The following is a 15519-nucleotide window of genomic DNA, read 5'->3' as shown; positions in this document are numbered from 1 at the left end:
CCGACTCGATGACATCGCGGCTTCGCCCCCTGCAGCCAGGGCGTACCACGCTGGTGGCCGTGCTCGATATCGGCTCGACCAAGATTTGTTGCGTGATCGCCCGGCTGACTCCGCGCGCCGAGGGCAAGGCGTTGCGCGGGCGCACGCATCAGGCCGAGGTCATCGGGTTCGGTTATGGGCCATCCGCAGGGGTCAAGAGCGGGGTGGTGTCCGACATCGAAAAGGCCGAACAGGCAATCCGCTCGGTCGTGGGGATGGCGGAACGCGCGGCGGGACTGACGCTGGAATCGGTGATTGTCAACGTGACGGCGGGTCGGCTGGGATCGGAAACATTTTCGGCCGCAGTGTCGCTGGACGGGCAGGAAGTCGAGAAATCGGATATTCACCGGGTGCTCAAGGCGGTCAACGAGCGGTCGGTACGGCCCGAACGCTCCATTATCCATGCGCTGCCGATCGGCTATTCGCTGGACGGGCAGAAGGGCATTCGCAATCCTAAAGGCATGGTGGGCGACAAGCTTGGGGTCGATGTGGCGGTGGTCAGTTCGGAAACCCTGGCCATGCGCAACCTGGAACTGGTGCTGCATCGGTGCCATCTGCAAATCGAAGCGTTGATTGCGACGCCCTATGCCTCTGGCCTGGCGACGCTGGTGGATGACGAGTCCCAACTGGGCGTGGCGTGTCTCGATTTCGGTGGGGCGACGACCACGGTGTCGGTGTTCAACGATGGGCACCTTTGCTACACCGACGCGATCGCCATCGGCGGACATCATCTGACGCTCGATATAGCGCGGCAGTTGTCGGTCAGCGTGGCCGATGCCGAGCGGCTAAAGACGTTTTATGGCTCGGTGCTGCCCGGACAGGCGGACGAACGCGACATGATCTCGATCCAGCCGGTTGGCGCGAGCCATGACGAGGCGCCGGGGCAGGTCGCCCGCTCGGTGTTGACGCGCATCATGCGGCCACGCATCGAGGAAATCCTTACCGCCATCCGCGATCGCATGCAGGCCACGGGGATGATGGATGTTTGCGGGCGGCGGTTCGTGTTGACCGGCGGGGCCAGCGAAATGACCGGCCTGCCCGAAGTGGCGCGGCGGATTTTGGCGCGCAATGTGCGCAACGGTCGGCCCATGGGCATTGCGGGGCTGCCTGAAATGGCCAAGGGCGCAGCGTTCGCGAGCGTGGCGGGTATGCTGATCTATCCACAGGTGTGCGTGCAGGAATATGCCGAGCCGCGCGGAGCGAGAAAACTCACCGGCACGGACGGGTATTTTTCGCGCGTCGGTAGTTGGCTGCGGACGAGTTTCTAGAGCCGCAGCAGCCAAATTATCGATCTGCGAACAACGTGTTCAATCGATGACAGCAAGGCGTTGACAGCTCATCCCAAGTGGCGCATGAGCCGGCCTGTGGCCCAGCCATTCCAGTCCAGAGAAACGCTATGAACCCCGACAGTCGAAGTTGTTCGTCGATTACAAACACGGTTTCTCCCTGCTGACAGGCGTGTCGGCTCGGCGGGACCGCAAAGGCCTTGCCCAGGAGCCTCGTCATGCTGCGTGCCTATCAACATCAAGCTGCTAAACTCGTTGAAATTCAGATCATTCCGGATCAGCCGGTCGACGGGTTGGTCTGGGTCGATCTGCTCAACCCATCCACGGCGGAAGACAATCTGGTGGAATCCTTGCTGGGGATCGTTATCCCCACGCAGGCCGAGATGGAAGAAATCGAGCTGTCGGCACGCCTATACAATGAAGACGGCGCTGAGTTCATGACCATGACGGCGTTGAGCAAGTTGGACACGGACGATCCGGAAAAGACCCCGATCACCTTCATCATCAAGGGCCAGGCACTGGTGACCGTGCGCTATGCGGAGCCCAAGCCGTTTTTAGCGTTCCTGGCGCGAGCGCAAAAGGCCAGGAGCGTGGTCTGCGGATCGGGCGAACAGGTGTTCCTGGGGTTGCTCGAGGCGATGATCGACCGTACGGCCGATGCCTTGGAGCGGGCGGGCAATGAGATCGACCATATTTCGCGCGACGTGTTCGGCAAGAAAAAGTCGAGCGCCAAGCAATTGCAGCAGGACCTGCGCTCGATCATCGAGCAGATCGGGGCCAAAGCAGAACTGTTGACTATGGTGCAGGAAAGCCTGGTCAGTATCTCGCGGCTGACGGCGTTCCATACCGCCACTGATGCCGGCACGACCAAGGCCGGGCGCGACTCGCGGCAGTTGATCAAGCTGGTCCAGCGCGATGCGGTGTCGCTTGGGGAACATGCGCGCACGCTGTCGAGCAAGATCAATTTCCTGCTCGACGCGACGCTGGGGCTGATCAATCTGGAGCAGAACCAGATCATCAAGATCTTTTCGGTGGCGGCGGTGGTGTTCCTGCCGCCGACGCTGGTGGCCTCGATCTATGGGATGAACTTCGCATTCATGCCCGAACTGCACTGGTATATCGGCTATCCGTTTGCGCTGGGGCTGATGGTGCTGTCGGCTGTGTTGCCCTACCTTTATTTCAAGCGGCGCGGCTGGCTGTAGGTCGTGCTTTACCAAGCGCGTGGGGTTTTCCGTACGCGCGGCATGCTCGAACTCGGCGGTACAAACGGGAGCATCGGGCCGGGGGCGATTGATGTTGGCGATCTTGGCACTCTTGAAGGTCGACGTATAAAAAGCCATGGCCTCACGATCGTCAAACCAGAGACAGGGCCTGATGGCTGTCCTGGTGATCTCCTGCGTTTTGTTTGACCGGGCTCATATAGCCCCCACAAGCGCAGCCGGGTTTGTGTGGCCCAGGCGCCACATGGTTAATGCGCCGTAAGCAAAGTGGCCAGAAGTGTCGCAAATTACGGTCACGTTAACGACCAAGCGAGAATTGTTAGGACCCGGTTAACGAATGGCAGGCTAAATCTTTACCAACACGCCATTACGAGGCCCTTCATGACCATCAACCTCACGATCCCGGATATTCAGGAACTCAAACCCCGCATTACCGTGTTCGGTTGTGGTGGCGCCGGCGGCAATGCCGTCAACAACATGATCGAGTCCGGCCTTGATGGTGTGGACTTCGTCGTTGCCAATACCGATGCGCAAGCGTTGGCCCTCAGCAAGGCGCCACGGATCATCCAGCTGGGCGTCGGCGTCACCGAGGGGCTCGGGGCCGGCTCGCATCCCGAAGTGGGCCGGGCAGCGGCCGAGGAGAGCTGGGACGAAATCAACGACCACCTGTCGGGCTCGCACATGGTGTTCATCACCGCGGGCATGGGCGGCGGCACCGGGACAGGCGCGGCGCCGGTGGTGGCGCGCGCGGCGCGCGAGCAGGGCATATTGACGGTGGGCGTGGTCACCAAGCCGTTCACCTTTGAAGGCAATCGTCGGGCGCGGCTGGCCGAGGACGGGATCGATGAGCTGCATCGCCATGTCGATACGCTGATCGTCATTCCCAACCAGAACCTGTTTCGGGTTGCCAACGAAAAGACCACCTTCGCCGACGCTTTCGCGATGGCCGACCAGGTGTTGTTCTCCGGGGTCGCCTGCATTACCGACCTGATGGTCAAGGAAGGGCTGATCAACCTGGACTTCGCCGACGTGCGCGCCGTGATGCGCGGCATGGGCAAGGCCATGATGGGCACCGGCGAGGCTTCGGGCGAGGACCGGGCGCGCCATGCCGCCGAAGCCGCCATTGCCAATCCATTGCTCGACGATGTATCGATGCAGGGCGCGCGGGGCCTCCTGATTTCGATCACCGGTGGTCCCGACCTGACGCTGTATGAAGTGGACGAAGCGGCCAGCCGCATCCGCGAAGAAGTGGATTCGGATGCCAATATCATCCTGGGCGCAACTTACGATCCGAGCCTGACCGGCACGATCCGTGTGTCGGTGGTGGCGACGGGGACCGACGCGACCATGGTGCAGGCGCTGGAGCCGGCCAAGCCGCATGCCTCGCGCACGCCGCTTTCGGTCAAGCGGCACGTTCCCGTGGAACCCACCCGGGTTGCCATCGAACGCGCGGCGATGAGCTCGCCGCTGGAAATCGAGCATCAGGTGGAGGCCGCAGTCGCCGAGGCGTTTGCGTTCGAGCAGCCGGCGCCGACACAGGGCTATGGTCACGAGGATGATGGCGTGTTCGTTGAACCCTACATCCCCGCAGCCGAATCGAATTACGAGCATGACGAGCCGGCAACAGTTCAGGACGAGCCCGTTCCGAGTGTTTATGTGCCCTCCAACGCCGCTCGCCCCGAAGGCCAGCGCCGGATGCCACGCACCGAGGAGCTGCCGATTGTTGCGCGGCGGTCACAGGAAGGGCAGGAACGTCAGGAAAGCGAGCCGCGCAATGCGCGCGCATTGTTCAAGCGCCTCGCCTCGAATGTCGGCTTGAACCTGGGCCAGCAGGCGGCCGAGAAAATAGAAGTTGCGCGTATTGAAGTCGATGATCAATCGGCGCGCAGCGCGATTGAAGCAAGCAGCGCAAGGGCTTCGAGCGCCCGCCCACCCACTGACGGCGCCAAGGGTGGGCTCGACGCACGGGGTCGTCCAAGCACCGCGGTGCCCCAGAAAGACCACCTGGAAATCCCCGCTTTCCTGCGCAAGCACGGTTAAAGCGCGATTATCGAGCAGGTGAAACATTGCTCGGTGCGGCTTCCGCGCCGAGTTTTTTTTGGATAACACATTTGTGCGTCAAAGGGCTGGGGCCGGAGTTCTCTCGAGTATGCAAAAATCAAGTACGCGCCAGCGCACCCTCGCTGCCGCGATCAATTTTTCCGGCTATGGCGTTCACAGCGGCCAACCCGTTACCCTCACGCTCAGCCCGGCGCCCGCAGATAGCGGCTTCTTGATTTGCCGGGATCTGGCCGATGGCCGTCGAACCAGTCCGGTGGCGGTGCACTTTTCGCGCATTACCCGAACAACGCTGTGCACGACGCTGGATCTGGGCGACAGCGTTTCGGTGGCGACCATCGAGCATGTGACGTCGGCACTAAGCGGCATGGGCGTCGACAATGCGCTGATCACCGTGGATGGCGGCGAGTGCCCCATATTGGACGGCAGTTCGCGCCCCTTCGCCGAGGCGATCCTGCAGGTAGGGCTGGAAATCCAGCCGGCGCAGCGCAAGTTCCTCAAGATCATCCGCGCCGTGACGGTGCGCAACAACGATGCGTTTGCAGCCCTGGAGCCTTATAACGGGCGGGCGCTGGATCTGGAGATCGATTTCGACAGCAAGGTCATCGGCCGCCAGCGGATGATCTTCGACTGGACGCCGCGGCGTTATTACGACGATGTATCGCGGGCGCGCACGTTCGGGTTCGTGCGCGACGCCAAGATCCTGCGGCAGGCGGGCTATGCACTGGGATCGAGCCTGGACAACTCGATTACGGTACACGAGGACCGCATTCTCAACCCAGGCGGGCTACGCTTCGAGGACGAATTCGTGCGCCACAAGCTGCTCGATGCGATCGGCGATCTGTCGCTGGGCGGGCTGCCGATCTGGGGACGGTTCCGCTCCTACAAGGGCGGGCATGCGCTCAATGCCCACGTCCTGTCGGGTCTCTTTTCCAGCGACGCCAATTATGAGATAGTGTCGGCCGAGGACCTGTCGCTGGAATTCGATACCTTCGATGACCAGCCGGACGGCCTCGAGGTTCATCATTATCTGCGATCCGTGCGCTGACCGGCGGTCACCGCGCGGCCACAGTTTTGATCCATTTGATCTTTAGGCCGCAGCCGTTATGCGGTTCTTAATGAGGACGGGGCAGTTCGTGATAGTTGACGCAATTGGTGTTTACACCGGCCGGACCGCCCGGTTCGTGACAATGGGCCTGCTGGTGGTGATGCTGGCCGGATGCTCGGGCTTTAACCTGTTCGGGCCGCCGAAAATAAAGGAAGAGCCGATCGTTCCGGCTGCTGCGCTATATCAGAGCGCGCTCGATGACATGGACCGGCAGCGTTATATGACCGCAATCGAAACGCTCAAGAAGCTGGAGCGCCAGCACCCGCGCGATCCGGTGTCGGAAAAAGCCAAGCTGATGGAAGTTTATGCCAATTACCGCATCGGAGAATTTCCCGAGGCTATTCTGGCGGCAGACCGGTTCCTGGCCATTTATCCCTCGGGCAAGGACGTGCCCTATGTGCTTTATCTCAAGGGCACCGCCTACTATGGGCAGATCAAGGACATTACGCGTGACCAGCAACTGTCGCGCGACGCCATCGATACCTATAATTTGCTGATCTCGAACTACCCGCAGTCCGATTACGCCGACGATGCCAAGGAAAAGCTGCTGGTCGCCTATGACCAATTGGCGGGCAAGGAAATGTCGGTGGGCCGCTATTATCTGGGCAACGGGCAATATACCGCGGCGATCAACCGCTTCCGCGTGGTGGTGGAGCAATGGCAGACCTCGACCCATATCGAGGAGGCCCTGTATAGGTTGACCGAAGGCTATCTGCTGCTGGGGCTGACCAACGAGGCGACGACGGCCGCGGCGGTCCTTGGGCACAATTACCCTTCGAGCGACTGGTATAAGGAAGCTTTTGAATTGTTGGGAAAACAAGGGCTGGCTCCTGCCGTCAATGACGGCAGCTGGATGGCCAGCTTGCGAAAGTAATCACTATTTTGTTGCTTGTTTGTTCCGGGGTGCGCTAGCTTGCTGGCGCACCTCGCTCGTTTACCGGCAGGCCAGCTTGTCGGTGAGTTAGGAGCGCTTGGCTGGGGCGCCTCGGCGCAGTTCGAAAACGGTGACGCATGCTCTACGCGCTTTCGGTTCGCAATATCGTGCTGATCGACCAGCTCGACTTGGCCCTTGATGCCGGCATGACCGTGCTGACCGGCGAAACGGGCGCGGGCAAGTCCATTCTGCTCGATGCTCTGACGCTGGCGCTGGGCGGACGGGGCGACGCGTCGCTGGTGCGCAATGGCTGCGACAGCGGGCAGGTGGTGGCGGTACTGCAACTGCCGGCCGAGCATCCAGCGCGGGCGGCTTTGCGCAACAATGCCATTCCGGACGACGACGAAGTGATTTTGCGCCGCGTGCAGTTTGCCGATGGGCGCACGCGAGCATTCATCAACGACCAGCCGGTTTCTGCGGCACTGTTGCAGAGGGTCGGCTCGCAAATCGTGGAAATTCATGGTCAGCATGACGACCGGGCGCTGGTTGACGCCGCCACGCACCGCGCTGCACTAGACGCATTCGCCATGCTGGACGGGCAGGCAGGAGCGGTGCGCGCGGCTTGGGCCATGCTGAGCGAAGCGCAGGAGGCGGTGGCGGCACAAAAGCATCTGGTGGCCGAGGCGCTGGCGCTGGAAGATTATGCCCGCCACTCGGTGGAAGAATTGACCAAGCTCGGCACGGTGGTGGGCGAGGAAGAAGAGCTTGCCGAGCGGCGCCAGCATTTGCAGCAGATCGAACGGTCGGCCACGGACGTCAAGGAAACCGACGATGTGCTGAACGGCCCGGCGGCGCCGGCACCAGCGCTGTCGAGCCTGATGCGGCGGCTGCTGCGCAAGATCGACGGGGGGGCGACGCTGTTCCAGCCGATCGTGGACGCGCTGGATGCCTCGCTGATCGCGCTGGACAATACCTCCGATGCGCTTGAGGCGCTCAAGCGCGAAATGGCTTACGACCCCGCCGAACTCGAAGCCGTCGAAGAGCGGCTGTTCGCGTTGCGGGCTGCGGCGCGCAAGCACCAGACGGTGTGCGACGAGCTGCCGGCAATCCTGGCCAAATACGCTGCCGATCTGCAGACGCTGCATAGTGGCGAAGAGCGACTGGCGGCGCTCAAGCATGCGGCGGCCAAGGCCTTGGCGGACTATCAGGGCTTGGCAGGGGCCCTGAGCGCGGGTCGAAGCGAGGCTGCGGATGCCTTGAGTGCTGCGGTGGGGGCGGAACTGCCGGATTTGAAGCTGGGCGCGGCCAAGTTCATCGTCGATCACCAGGTCGATCCGGAGCGCATCGCCGCCAGCGGGTTCGACCAGATCGCCTTTCATGTCCAGACCAATCCGGGCACGGCTGCAGGGCCGCTGCTGAAAGTCGCCTCCGGGGGTGAACTCAGCCGGTTCCTGCTGGCGCTCAAGGTGGTACTGGCGGACCGGGGTTCGGCGCCGGTGCTGATCTTTGACGAAATCGATACGGGGGTTGGTGGCGCCGTGGCGGACGCAATTGGGCGTCGGTTGGCGCGGCTCGCGGGCCGGGTGCAGGTGTTGGCGGTGACCCATGCGCCCCAGGTGGCAGCGCGGGCGCAGCGCCATCTGCTGATCGAAAAGCAGGCGATGGAGGAGGGGGCGTTTGTGCGCACGCATGTCAAGCCGCTGGACCTGCCGGCACGGCGCGAGGAGGTTGCCCGCATGCTGGCAGGAGCCAGCGTTACGGCGGAAGCGCGGGCAGCGGCGAGCAAGTTGCTGAGCGAGGTGCATTGACATCTTTCCGTCTCCCCTTGAGGGAGAAGGTGCCGTGAGGCGGATGCAGGGTCTTTTTCTTATGCAATCAAGCGTGGGATGGCGCAGCACCCTGGCCTTCCGCTGAACATGTAAGGCTCTCCCTCCGCATCAAGGGCAGAGGAGAAAATTGGTGGGGTTGAATGAAGTGAGCGTTTCCGTGATCGATCTCTCCAGCAAACCCGCCGATGAGATGAGCGAGGCCGAAGCCGAGGCCGAGCTGGCGCGACTGGCGGACGAGATCGGCAAGGCCGATATTGCCTACCACCAGAACGATGCGCCCGAGATCACGGACGCCGATTATGACGCCTTGAGGCGACGCAATGATGCGATCGAGGAAGCGTTTCCGGGGTTGGTGCGGGTCGATAGCCCGTCGCAATCGGTGGGGGCCGCGCCGGCAGAAGGCTTTGCCAAGGTGCGGCACGCGGTGCCGATGTTGAGCCTGGCCAAGGCCTATACAGATCAGGATGTGGTGGATTTTATCCAGCGCGGGCACCGGTTCTTCGAGCGCGACAAGGATTTGGAGCTGGTCTTTACCGCGGAGCCGAAAATCGACGGATTGTCGGCTTCGTTGCGCTATGAGAATGGCCGTTTCGTGCAGGGTGCGACGCGGGGCGACGGCACGGTGGGCGAAGATATCACCGCCAATCTACGAACGATTGGCGATATTCCGAAACAGCTGTCAGGGAGCGGCTGGCCGCAAACCATCGAAATCCGCGGCGAGGTTTATATGACCTATGCCGAGTTCAAGGCGCTCAAGGAGCGCTCGGCGGCAGCGGGTGGGCAGGATTACGTTAATCCACGCAACACCGCGGCGGGGTCGCTGCGCCAGAAGGATGCGTCAGTCACTGCCAGTCGCAATCTGCGGTTTTTCGCCTACGGCTGGGGGCAGGCCAGCGCGGACCCTGCGGAAACGCAATTCGATGCGGTGCAAAAATTCGGCGAATGGGGCTTTCAGGTGAGCCCGCTGATGGTGCGCGCGAAATCGGTTGAGGAACTGGTGGCACAGTACCGGCTGATCGAGGCGCAACGATCAGCGCTGGGCTACGATATCGACGGGGTGGTCTACAAGGTCGACCGGCTGGATCTGCAGCGGCGATGGGGCTTTGTGACCGGGGAGCCGCGCTGGGCGGTTGCGCATAAATTTCCGGCCGAACAGGCGACCACCGTGGTCAAGCGCATTGATATCCAGGTCGGGCGCACCGGTACGCTGGCCCCGGTGGCGCGGCTGGCGCCGGTGACGGTGGGTGGCGTCGTGGTCGAAAACGTGACGCTGCACAACGAGGATTACATCAAGGGCCTGGACAGCAATGGGCTGCCGATCCGCGACGGCGTCGATGTGCGGATCGGCGATACGGTGGTGATCCAGCGCGCGGGAGATGTCATTCCGCAGATCGTGCGCGTGGTGCTCGAGCGGCGGCCGGCGGATGCGGTGCCGTATGACTTTCCCCAGGTGTGCCCGGTATGCGGTTCGCCGGCAACGCGTGCGCTCAACGAAAAGACCGGCAAGGCCGACTCGCGGCGGCGGTGCACGGGAGAGTTGGTGTGCGCGGCTCAGGCAATCGAGCGGCTGCGGCACTTCGTGTCGCGCGGGGCTATGGATATCGAGGGGCTGGGCGCGGAGAACATCGATCTGTTCTTCAATGCCGGATTGATCAAGACAGCGGCCGATATCTTCACGCTCAAGGACCGGCGCGCCGAGGTGCAAGGGGCGCTGGGGGCTCGGCGCGAGGAGCAGGCACGATTGCGCGAAACGGCTTCAGGCAAGGCGCGCAAAAATGTACGTGGCCTCGAGGCGCGCAACTACGACGGGCTGGAGAAGCTGTTCGCGGCCGTGGACGCGCGGCGCGAGCCGGAACTGGACCGGTTCATCTTCGCGCTGGGCATTCGCCATATCGGGGAAACGACGGCGGCGGTGCTGGCGCGCACCTTCTCGACGATGGAGGGGCTGATTGCCATCGGCAAGGCAGTTGCGGCACATGCGGACGATCCCCATAGCGTATTTCCGTCCGTGGACGGCATCGGCGATACGGTGATCGCGGCGTTGATCGATTTTTTTGGCAATCAGCGCAATGATGCGGTCATAGACGCGCTGTTGCTGCAGGTAAGGCCAAAGCCTTATGTGCTCAGCGTTTCCGCCGATAGCGAAGTGGCAGGCAAGACGGTAGTGTTCACCGGGTCCCTCGAAAAAATGACACGATCGGAAGCCAAGGCTATGGCCGAGCGGCACGGTGCGAAAGTCGCGGGGTCGGTTTCGGCGCAGACCGACATCCTGGTGGCGGGACCTGGCGCCGGCTCCAAGCTCAAGAAAGCCGAAGAACTCGGCATCCGGGTGATCAGCGAAGACGACTGGTTCGTGCTGATCGCGCAATAATGGCTGGAGGGAGAGACAATGGGCTTGAGGACTTGGGCAACCGGACTTGCAGCGGGGGCATTGATGGTGCCGGGCGCGGCTATGGCAGGGGAGGCGGGGTATCTGCTGCGCACCCATTTGTACGACGGCACGATTGTCGAGGGACTGGGCGCGGTGACGCCGCTGGCAGAGGCAGGCGATCCGGAGGCCAAGTTCGCGGCCGGCTTGCTGACCTTGGTCAACGGATTGCAGCGGGTTTCGCAGGACCTCTACAAATATGGCCCGGTGGCGCCGGACTTCAGCGTACCGGCGCTCTTGTTCGGCATGCCGGTTTCGGGGCCGCAAGCGATGCCGGCCAATCCCAATCCCGAGCCGATCACGTACGAAAAGTTTCGCACCGTATTGAATGACTTCGTCACCAGCATGGATGCAAGCCGGGCTTTGTTGGAAGCTGCAGGCGAGGATGGGGATTATGTGGTGGCGCTGGAGCCGCTGAAATTTCGCTTCGACGCCGATGGCGATGGAGCGGCCGAGCCGGGCGAGACGCTGGGCGATTTGCTGGGGCCGGCCTTTGGATGGGCGGACATTCCGTTTCCGGATGGTCCGCCACCCGCGCAAAAGAGAAAGGATGGCGTGCCGGCCGCTTCGCAGGACTTGACGATCGGCTTTGATCGGGCGGACGCGATCTGGTTTGCAGGCTATAGCCAAGTCGCGGCGTCGCAGGCGGATTTCCTTTTGGCCCATGACTTCCATGACCTGGTGGATGCCTATTTCCACCGCTTCTTTCCCAAATCGGGCCTGCCGATGCAGGATACCAGCAACGGCACGCTAATGATGGACCCGGCGACCGACACTTCGATCGCCGACGTAGTGGCAGCGATTCATACGCTGAATTTCCCGGTGATCGACACGGCGCGGCTCGCCGGCATTCGGCAGCGGCTGCTGTCGATCACGGCGCTGTCGCGCCGGAACTGGGACGCGATCCTGGCGGAAACGGACGATGATCATGAACTGGTGCCGTCACCCGGTCAGACGCCGATGTCCAAGGATTTGAAGGTGGACGAGGACGTCGTCAAAGCCTGGATGGCGACGCTGGACACGGCCGATCAAATCCTCAACGGCGAGTTGCTGGTGCCGCATTGGCGCTTGAAGCAGGGGTTCGATCTCAAAGCCTATTTCGAGACGGCGACGCAGACCGATCTGATCATGATCCTGACCGGGCTCGGCGCCAAACCGTTCCTCAAGGACGGCCCGGTGGCGACTGCGGCCAACTTCGCCGACGCCAACCGCGTGTTCGGGGATCAGTGGCTCGGCTATGCGTTCTGGTTCAACTAAACGGTCCTTTTTCTAGATCGCGGCAGTGGCTTGCTTGAGCCAGGCCTTGACCTTGCCGTCGAGCAGGGGGACGATCTCGGCGAAAACGCGCTGGTGATAGGCGTTGAGCCAGTCGCGCTCGGCGGCAGTCAACAGCGTTGCGTCGAGCAGGCGGGTGTCGATAGGCGCCAGGGTCAGGGTTTGGAACTCGAGGTAGCCGGGCGCGATAGTGCTGTCGCGCACGATGATCAGGTTTTCGATGCGGATACCGTATTCGCCGGGCTTGTAGTAGCCGGGTTCGTTAGAGAGCACATTGCCCGCTTCGAGCGGCAGGGTGTAGCGCGGGGAAATGCCGGTCGGGCCTTCATGGACCGACAAAAAGGCGCCGACGCCATGGCCGGTGCCGTGATTGTAGGTGACGCCGGCCTGCCAGAGGAACTGGCGGGCGAGCACGTCGATCTGGGCGCCCGACGTGCCCTTGGGAAAGCGGGCGGTGGAGATGGCGATCATGCCCTTGAGCACGCGGGTGAAGCGATCGCGCTGCTCGGGGGTGGAGGCGCCGGTCGACATGGTGCGGGTGATATCGGTGGTGCCCGATAGATATTGAGCACCCGAATCGAGCAGCATGAGTTCGCCGGCGGCCAGGGCCCGGTCGGTCTTGTTGGTGACGCGATAATGCACGATCGCGCCGTTGGCGCCGGCGCCCGAGATGGTATCGAAACTGGCATCGACGCAGCTTTCCTCCGCGCGACGAAAGGCTTCCAGCGCGGTGACGATGCCGATTTCGGTGAGCTGGCCCGAGGGTGCATGGTCATCGAACCAGGCGAGGAACTTGGCCAGCGCTACGCCATCAAGCCTATGGGCTTCGCGCATGCCGGAGAGCTCGGCGTCGTTCTTGCGCGACTTGGGCAGCAGCACCGGATCGCGCTTTTCGATCAGTTTGGCGCCGGCCTGGCGCAGGGTGGCGGCGACGGCTTCGGGCGCGGAGGCCGGGTCGATCAGCACGGATTTGGCACCCTTGCCGAGGCGGGCGAGGGCGGTGGCGAGTGTTTTGGTCTTGGCCAGTTTGGCGATGCCGGCCAAGGCCAGGGTTAGCTCGGGTGTGATGCGGGAGGCATCAAGAAACAGCGTGGGAAGGCCGGTTTTGGGCACGATGGCGTAGCCGAGCACGAAGGGCGTGTTGGGCACGTCGCGGCCGCGGATGTTGAGCAACCAGTTGATCGATTCGGGCAGGGTGAGGATAGCGGCATCGGCATGGTCGCCGATGAGATCGGCCTGCAACTCGCCGAGCTTGTCGGCCGAGGTCTTGCCGGCGCGATTGTGGCCGAGCAGTTCAATGGTCGATGCGGGTGGTGCCGGTCGGTCGGGCCAGATGCGGTCGACCAGGTTTTCGCTGGGTACGAGGGTAGCGCGGGCGCCAAGACGGGCGGTGAGGTCGCGGATTTCGCCGGGGGTGTGCAGCCAGGGATCAAAGCCGATACGGCCGCCTTTGGGCACGTAGGCCGCGATCTCGTCGGAAATGCTGCCTTGGCCCACTTCATGGACGGTGACTTTTTTGGTGTCGGTCTGGGTCGGCGCTTGAATGGTGTAGCGGCTATCGACGAACAGGCCGGCCTTGTTCGGGCCGACAATGGCAATGCCGGCCGAGCCGGTGAAGCCGGTGACATAGGCCAGGCGCGCCTCGCCCGGCGGCACCGCTTCGCCGCGATGGGCATCGGCGCGGGGAATGAGGAACGCGTCCAGCCCGGCTTTGCCCAGTTCGGTTCGGAGCGCTGCAAGGCGCGGCGCAACGTTTTTGGGATCCGCCTTTTCCTCGAAACTCTGGAACACGGCGGGAGCGAAGTCTGGCGTGGTCATGGTGGATTCCTTGCGGCGAACAACGGCGCCGATCTTAGTGGTGCGAGACGCGAATGCCAGTCTGAACGGCAAATTAATGAAGTGGTAACGGGAGTTGCGCAGCCGACATGGCTGATGTGTCGCCGAAGGCCTAACTGAATGGAACGCATTGGACTAAATATCATCGTGTCGGGGGCAACAGACAACCGACACCGCGCATGGAGACTGAAATGACTGAGAGCAAGAACGATTTCCGCAAGGCCCTGGGGTCCGTCATCGACGCCCGCGGTCGTGAATCGAGCCGCCAGGTCAGCTATCGCATGCAGCACCAGCTGATCGGCGCATTCACCAAGCGCCCGTAAGGCCGCTGCAGTTTACTGCTGACGATCTAAGGATCCCCGGAGCTTGCTTCGGGGATTTTGCTTTGGTGCATTGATGTTTGGATGATGCCGGCCTGCAAGCGCTGACCTTCTCCGCTTCCGGTGCTCACGTACCCAAACGTACGCTCCGCTCCGGTTCTCGAAGATCACCGCTTTCGGCTCGGCCTGACTCAAATCTGAACGCACCAACCTGCCGCCTCACGGGAAAGGTTCACCGCTTTTCCAGCATCAGCGTGGTCCAGTCCTTGCGCTGCAGCTTTTGGGTGAGGACCATGCCCTGGCGGGAATAAGCGGCGATGACGCCGGGGGCCTGGCGCTCGAGAATGCCGGAGAGGATGATGGTGGCGCCACGTTCGACCAGGCGGCCCATGGCGGGGGCGAGGGCGGTGAGCGGGCCAGCCAGGATATTGGCGACGACCAGGTCATAGGGCGCGGTTTGGGTGATGGTGCGGTGGTTGAGGCCGGTGGCTTCGACCGGGATGATGAACTTGCCGACGCCGTTCCGGGTGGCGTTGTCCAGGGTGGTCCTGACCGAGATCGGGTCGATGTCGCTGGCGATGACAGGCATATGCAGGCGCTTGGCCAAGGCGATGGCGAGCACGCCGGTGCCAGTGCCGACATCGATCATGATGCGCGGCCGTTTGCGCTTGAGCAGGCGATCGATGGCTTCGAGGCATCCGGTGGTGGTTTCATGATGGCCGGTGCCGAAGGCCTGGGCGGCGTCGATCCGCATGGCGGTGAGGCCCGAGGGAATCGGGCCGGTTTCGTGGCTCCCATAGACGTAAAAGCCACCCGCGATCACCGGGGGCAGGCCTTCGAGCGAGCGGGCGACCCAGTTGATCTCGGGATCGATCGGTGCGACGGAAAAATCCACGGCGCCGCCAAGGGTTTGGAGCGCCAGTTCAGCAAATGAATCAAGGTCCGGCGGGCTGTCGCAGGTGGCTTCGAACAGCCACTCGCCGGTGGCCTCATGCTCGTGCGCCGAAGCGGTCAAAGCCAGGTCGTCGCGCTCCATGACGGCATCGACCAAGGCGTAGGCCTGATCTTTCGTGAGCGGGGCGGAAAGCTGGTCGACGGCCATGGGCGAAACCTCTTGATGGTTGGTACTTGGCGTTTTGGGGAGGGCAAGTCAATGCAGGCTTGGCGGACGCGACGTGCCGATGCGCCGCTCGGGGTCACCGGGCGGTTGGATGACAGTCAAACGGCATGCGGCGAGACGTGCCTC

General features: G+C 62.7%; 11 protein-coding genes. 9 read left to right on the top strand and 2 right to left on the bottom strand.

Annotated features, from left to right (window positions below):
- Positions 1 to 8 precede the first annotated feature (8 nt).
- The 8 genes from ftsA to ACFE8X_RS16840 all read left to right on the top strand — a co-directional run bounded on the left by ftsA (position 9) and on the right by ACFE8X_RS16840 (position 12099).
- On the top strand, positions 9 to 1307 hold the full coding sequence (gene ftsA, locus ACFE8X_RS16875) for a cell division protein FtsA (RefSeq protein ID WP_375452662.1): 1299 nt from the start codon (positions 9 to 11) through the stop codon (positions 1305 to 1307).
- A 236-nt stretch (positions 1308 to 1543) separates the two neighbouring features.
- Complete coding sequence (locus ACFE8X_RS16870) at positions 1544 to 2527, top strand: magnesium transporter CorA family protein (protein WP_375452661.1); 984 nt, start codon at positions 1544 to 1546, stop codon at positions 2525 to 2527.
- A 399-nt stretch (positions 2528 to 2926) separates the two neighbouring features.
- The gene (ftsZ, locus tag ACFE8X_RS16865) at positions 2927 to 4585 is read left to right on the top strand and encodes a cell division protein FtsZ (RefSeq protein WP_375452660.1); all 1659 of its coding nucleotides are present in this window, start codon (positions 2927 to 2929) and stop codon (positions 4583 to 4585) included.
- 109 nt (positions 4586 to 4694) lie between these two features.
- Positions 4695 to 5651, top strand: coding sequence for a UDP-3-O-acyl-N-acetylglucosamine deacetylase (lpxC, locus tag ACFE8X_RS16860; RefSeq protein WP_375452659.1), 957 nt, complete (start codon positions 4695 to 4697; stop codon positions 5649 to 5651).
- A gap of 88 nt (positions 5652 to 5739) precedes the next feature.
- The gene (locus ACFE8X_RS16855) at positions 5740 to 6585 is read left to right on the top strand and encodes an outer membrane protein assembly factor BamD (protein ID WP_375452658.1); all 846 of its coding nucleotides are present in this window, start codon (positions 5740 to 5742) and stop codon (positions 6583 to 6585) included.
- A gap of 137 nt (positions 6586 to 6722) precedes the next feature.
- The gene (recN, locus tag ACFE8X_RS16850) at positions 6723 to 8393 is read left to right on the top strand and encodes a DNA repair protein RecN (RefSeq protein ID WP_375452657.1); all 1671 of its coding nucleotides are present in this window, start codon (positions 6723 to 6725) and stop codon (positions 8391 to 8393) included.
- A gap of 181 nt (positions 8394 to 8574) precedes the next feature.
- Entirely contained in the window at positions 8575 to 10785 is a 2211-nt protein-coding gene (gene ligA / locus ACFE8X_RS16845; RefSeq protein WP_375452693.1) for an NAD-dependent DNA ligase LigA, read from the top strand.
- 18 nt (positions 10786 to 10803) lie between these two features.
- On the top strand, positions 10804 to 12099 hold the full coding sequence (locus ACFE8X_RS16840; RefSeq protein WP_375452656.1) for a hypothetical protein: 1296 nt from the start codon (positions 10804 to 10806) through the stop codon (positions 12097 to 12099).
- Between the two features lie 12 nt (positions 12100 to 12111).
- On the opposite strand, the gene ACFE8X_RS16835 is transcribed toward ACFE8X_RS16840, so the two are convergent.
- A complete protein-coding gene (locus tag ACFE8X_RS16835; protein ID WP_375452655.1) occupies positions 12112 to 13935 on the bottom strand; it encodes an aminopeptidase P family protein in 1824 nt (607 codons plus the stop codon).
- Between the two features lie 209 nt (positions 13936 to 14144).
- Here ACFE8X_RS16835 and ACFE8X_RS16830 point away from each other — a divergent pair, with 209 nt between their 5' ends.
- Complete coding sequence (locus ACFE8X_RS16830; protein WP_263574796.1) at positions 14145 to 14276, top strand: hypothetical protein; 132 nt, start codon at positions 14145 to 14147, stop codon at positions 14274 to 14276.
- Positions 14277 to 14505: 229 nt separating this feature from the next.
- Here ACFE8X_RS16830 and ACFE8X_RS16825 read toward each other — a convergent pair whose 3' ends face one another.
- A complete protein-coding gene (locus tag ACFE8X_RS16825) occupies positions 14506 to 15375 on the bottom strand; it encodes a 50S ribosomal protein L11 methyltransferase (protein ID WP_375452654.1) in 870 nt (289 codons plus the stop codon).
- Positions 15376 to 15519 lie beyond the last annotated feature (144 nt).

This window comes from uncultured Devosia sp., assembly GCF_964244875.1.
Taxonomy (GTDB): domain Bacteria; phylum Pseudomonadota; class Alphaproteobacteria; order Rhizobiales; family Devosiaceae; genus Devosia.
This window is presented reverse-complemented; position numbering and strand designations above follow the sequence as displayed.

Excerpts from the sequence above, each read along its gene's own strand:
- ACFE8X_RS16870 (WP_375452661.1), top strand. The coding sequence starts at position 1,544 with ATGCTGCGTGCCTATCAACATCAAGCTGCTAAACTCGTTGAAATTCAG.
- lpxC (WP_375452659.1), top strand. The coding sequence starts at position 4,695 with ATGCAAAAATCAAGTACGCGCCAGCGCACCCTCGCTGCCGCGATCAAT.
- ACFE8X_RS16830 (WP_263574796.1), top strand. The coding sequence starts at position 14,145 with ATGACTGAGAGCAAGAACGATTTCCGCAAGGCCCTGGGGTCCGTCATC.
- recN (WP_375452657.1), top strand. The coding sequence starts at position 6,723 with ATGCTCTACGCGCTTTCGGTTCGCAATATCGTGCTGATCGACCAGCTC.
- ACFE8X_RS16825 (WP_375452654.1), bottom strand. The coding sequence starts at position 15,375 with ATGGCCGTCGACCAGCTTTCCGCCCCGCTCACGAAAGATCAGGCCTAC.
- ftsA (WP_375452662.1), top strand. The coding sequence starts at position 9 with ATGACATCGCGGCTTCGCCCCCTGCAGCCAGGGCGTACCACGCTGGTG.
- ACFE8X_RS16835 (WP_375452655.1), bottom strand. The coding sequence starts at position 13,935 with ATGACCACGCCAGACTTCGCTCCCGCCGTGTTCCAGAGTTTCGAGGAA.
- ftsZ (WP_375452660.1), top strand. The coding sequence starts at position 2,927 with ATGACCATCAACCTCACGATCCCGGATATTCAGGAACTCAAACCCCGC.
- ACFE8X_RS16840 (WP_375452656.1), top strand. The coding sequence starts at position 10,804 with ATGGGCTTGAGGACTTGGGCAACCGGACTTGCAGCGGGGGCATTGATG.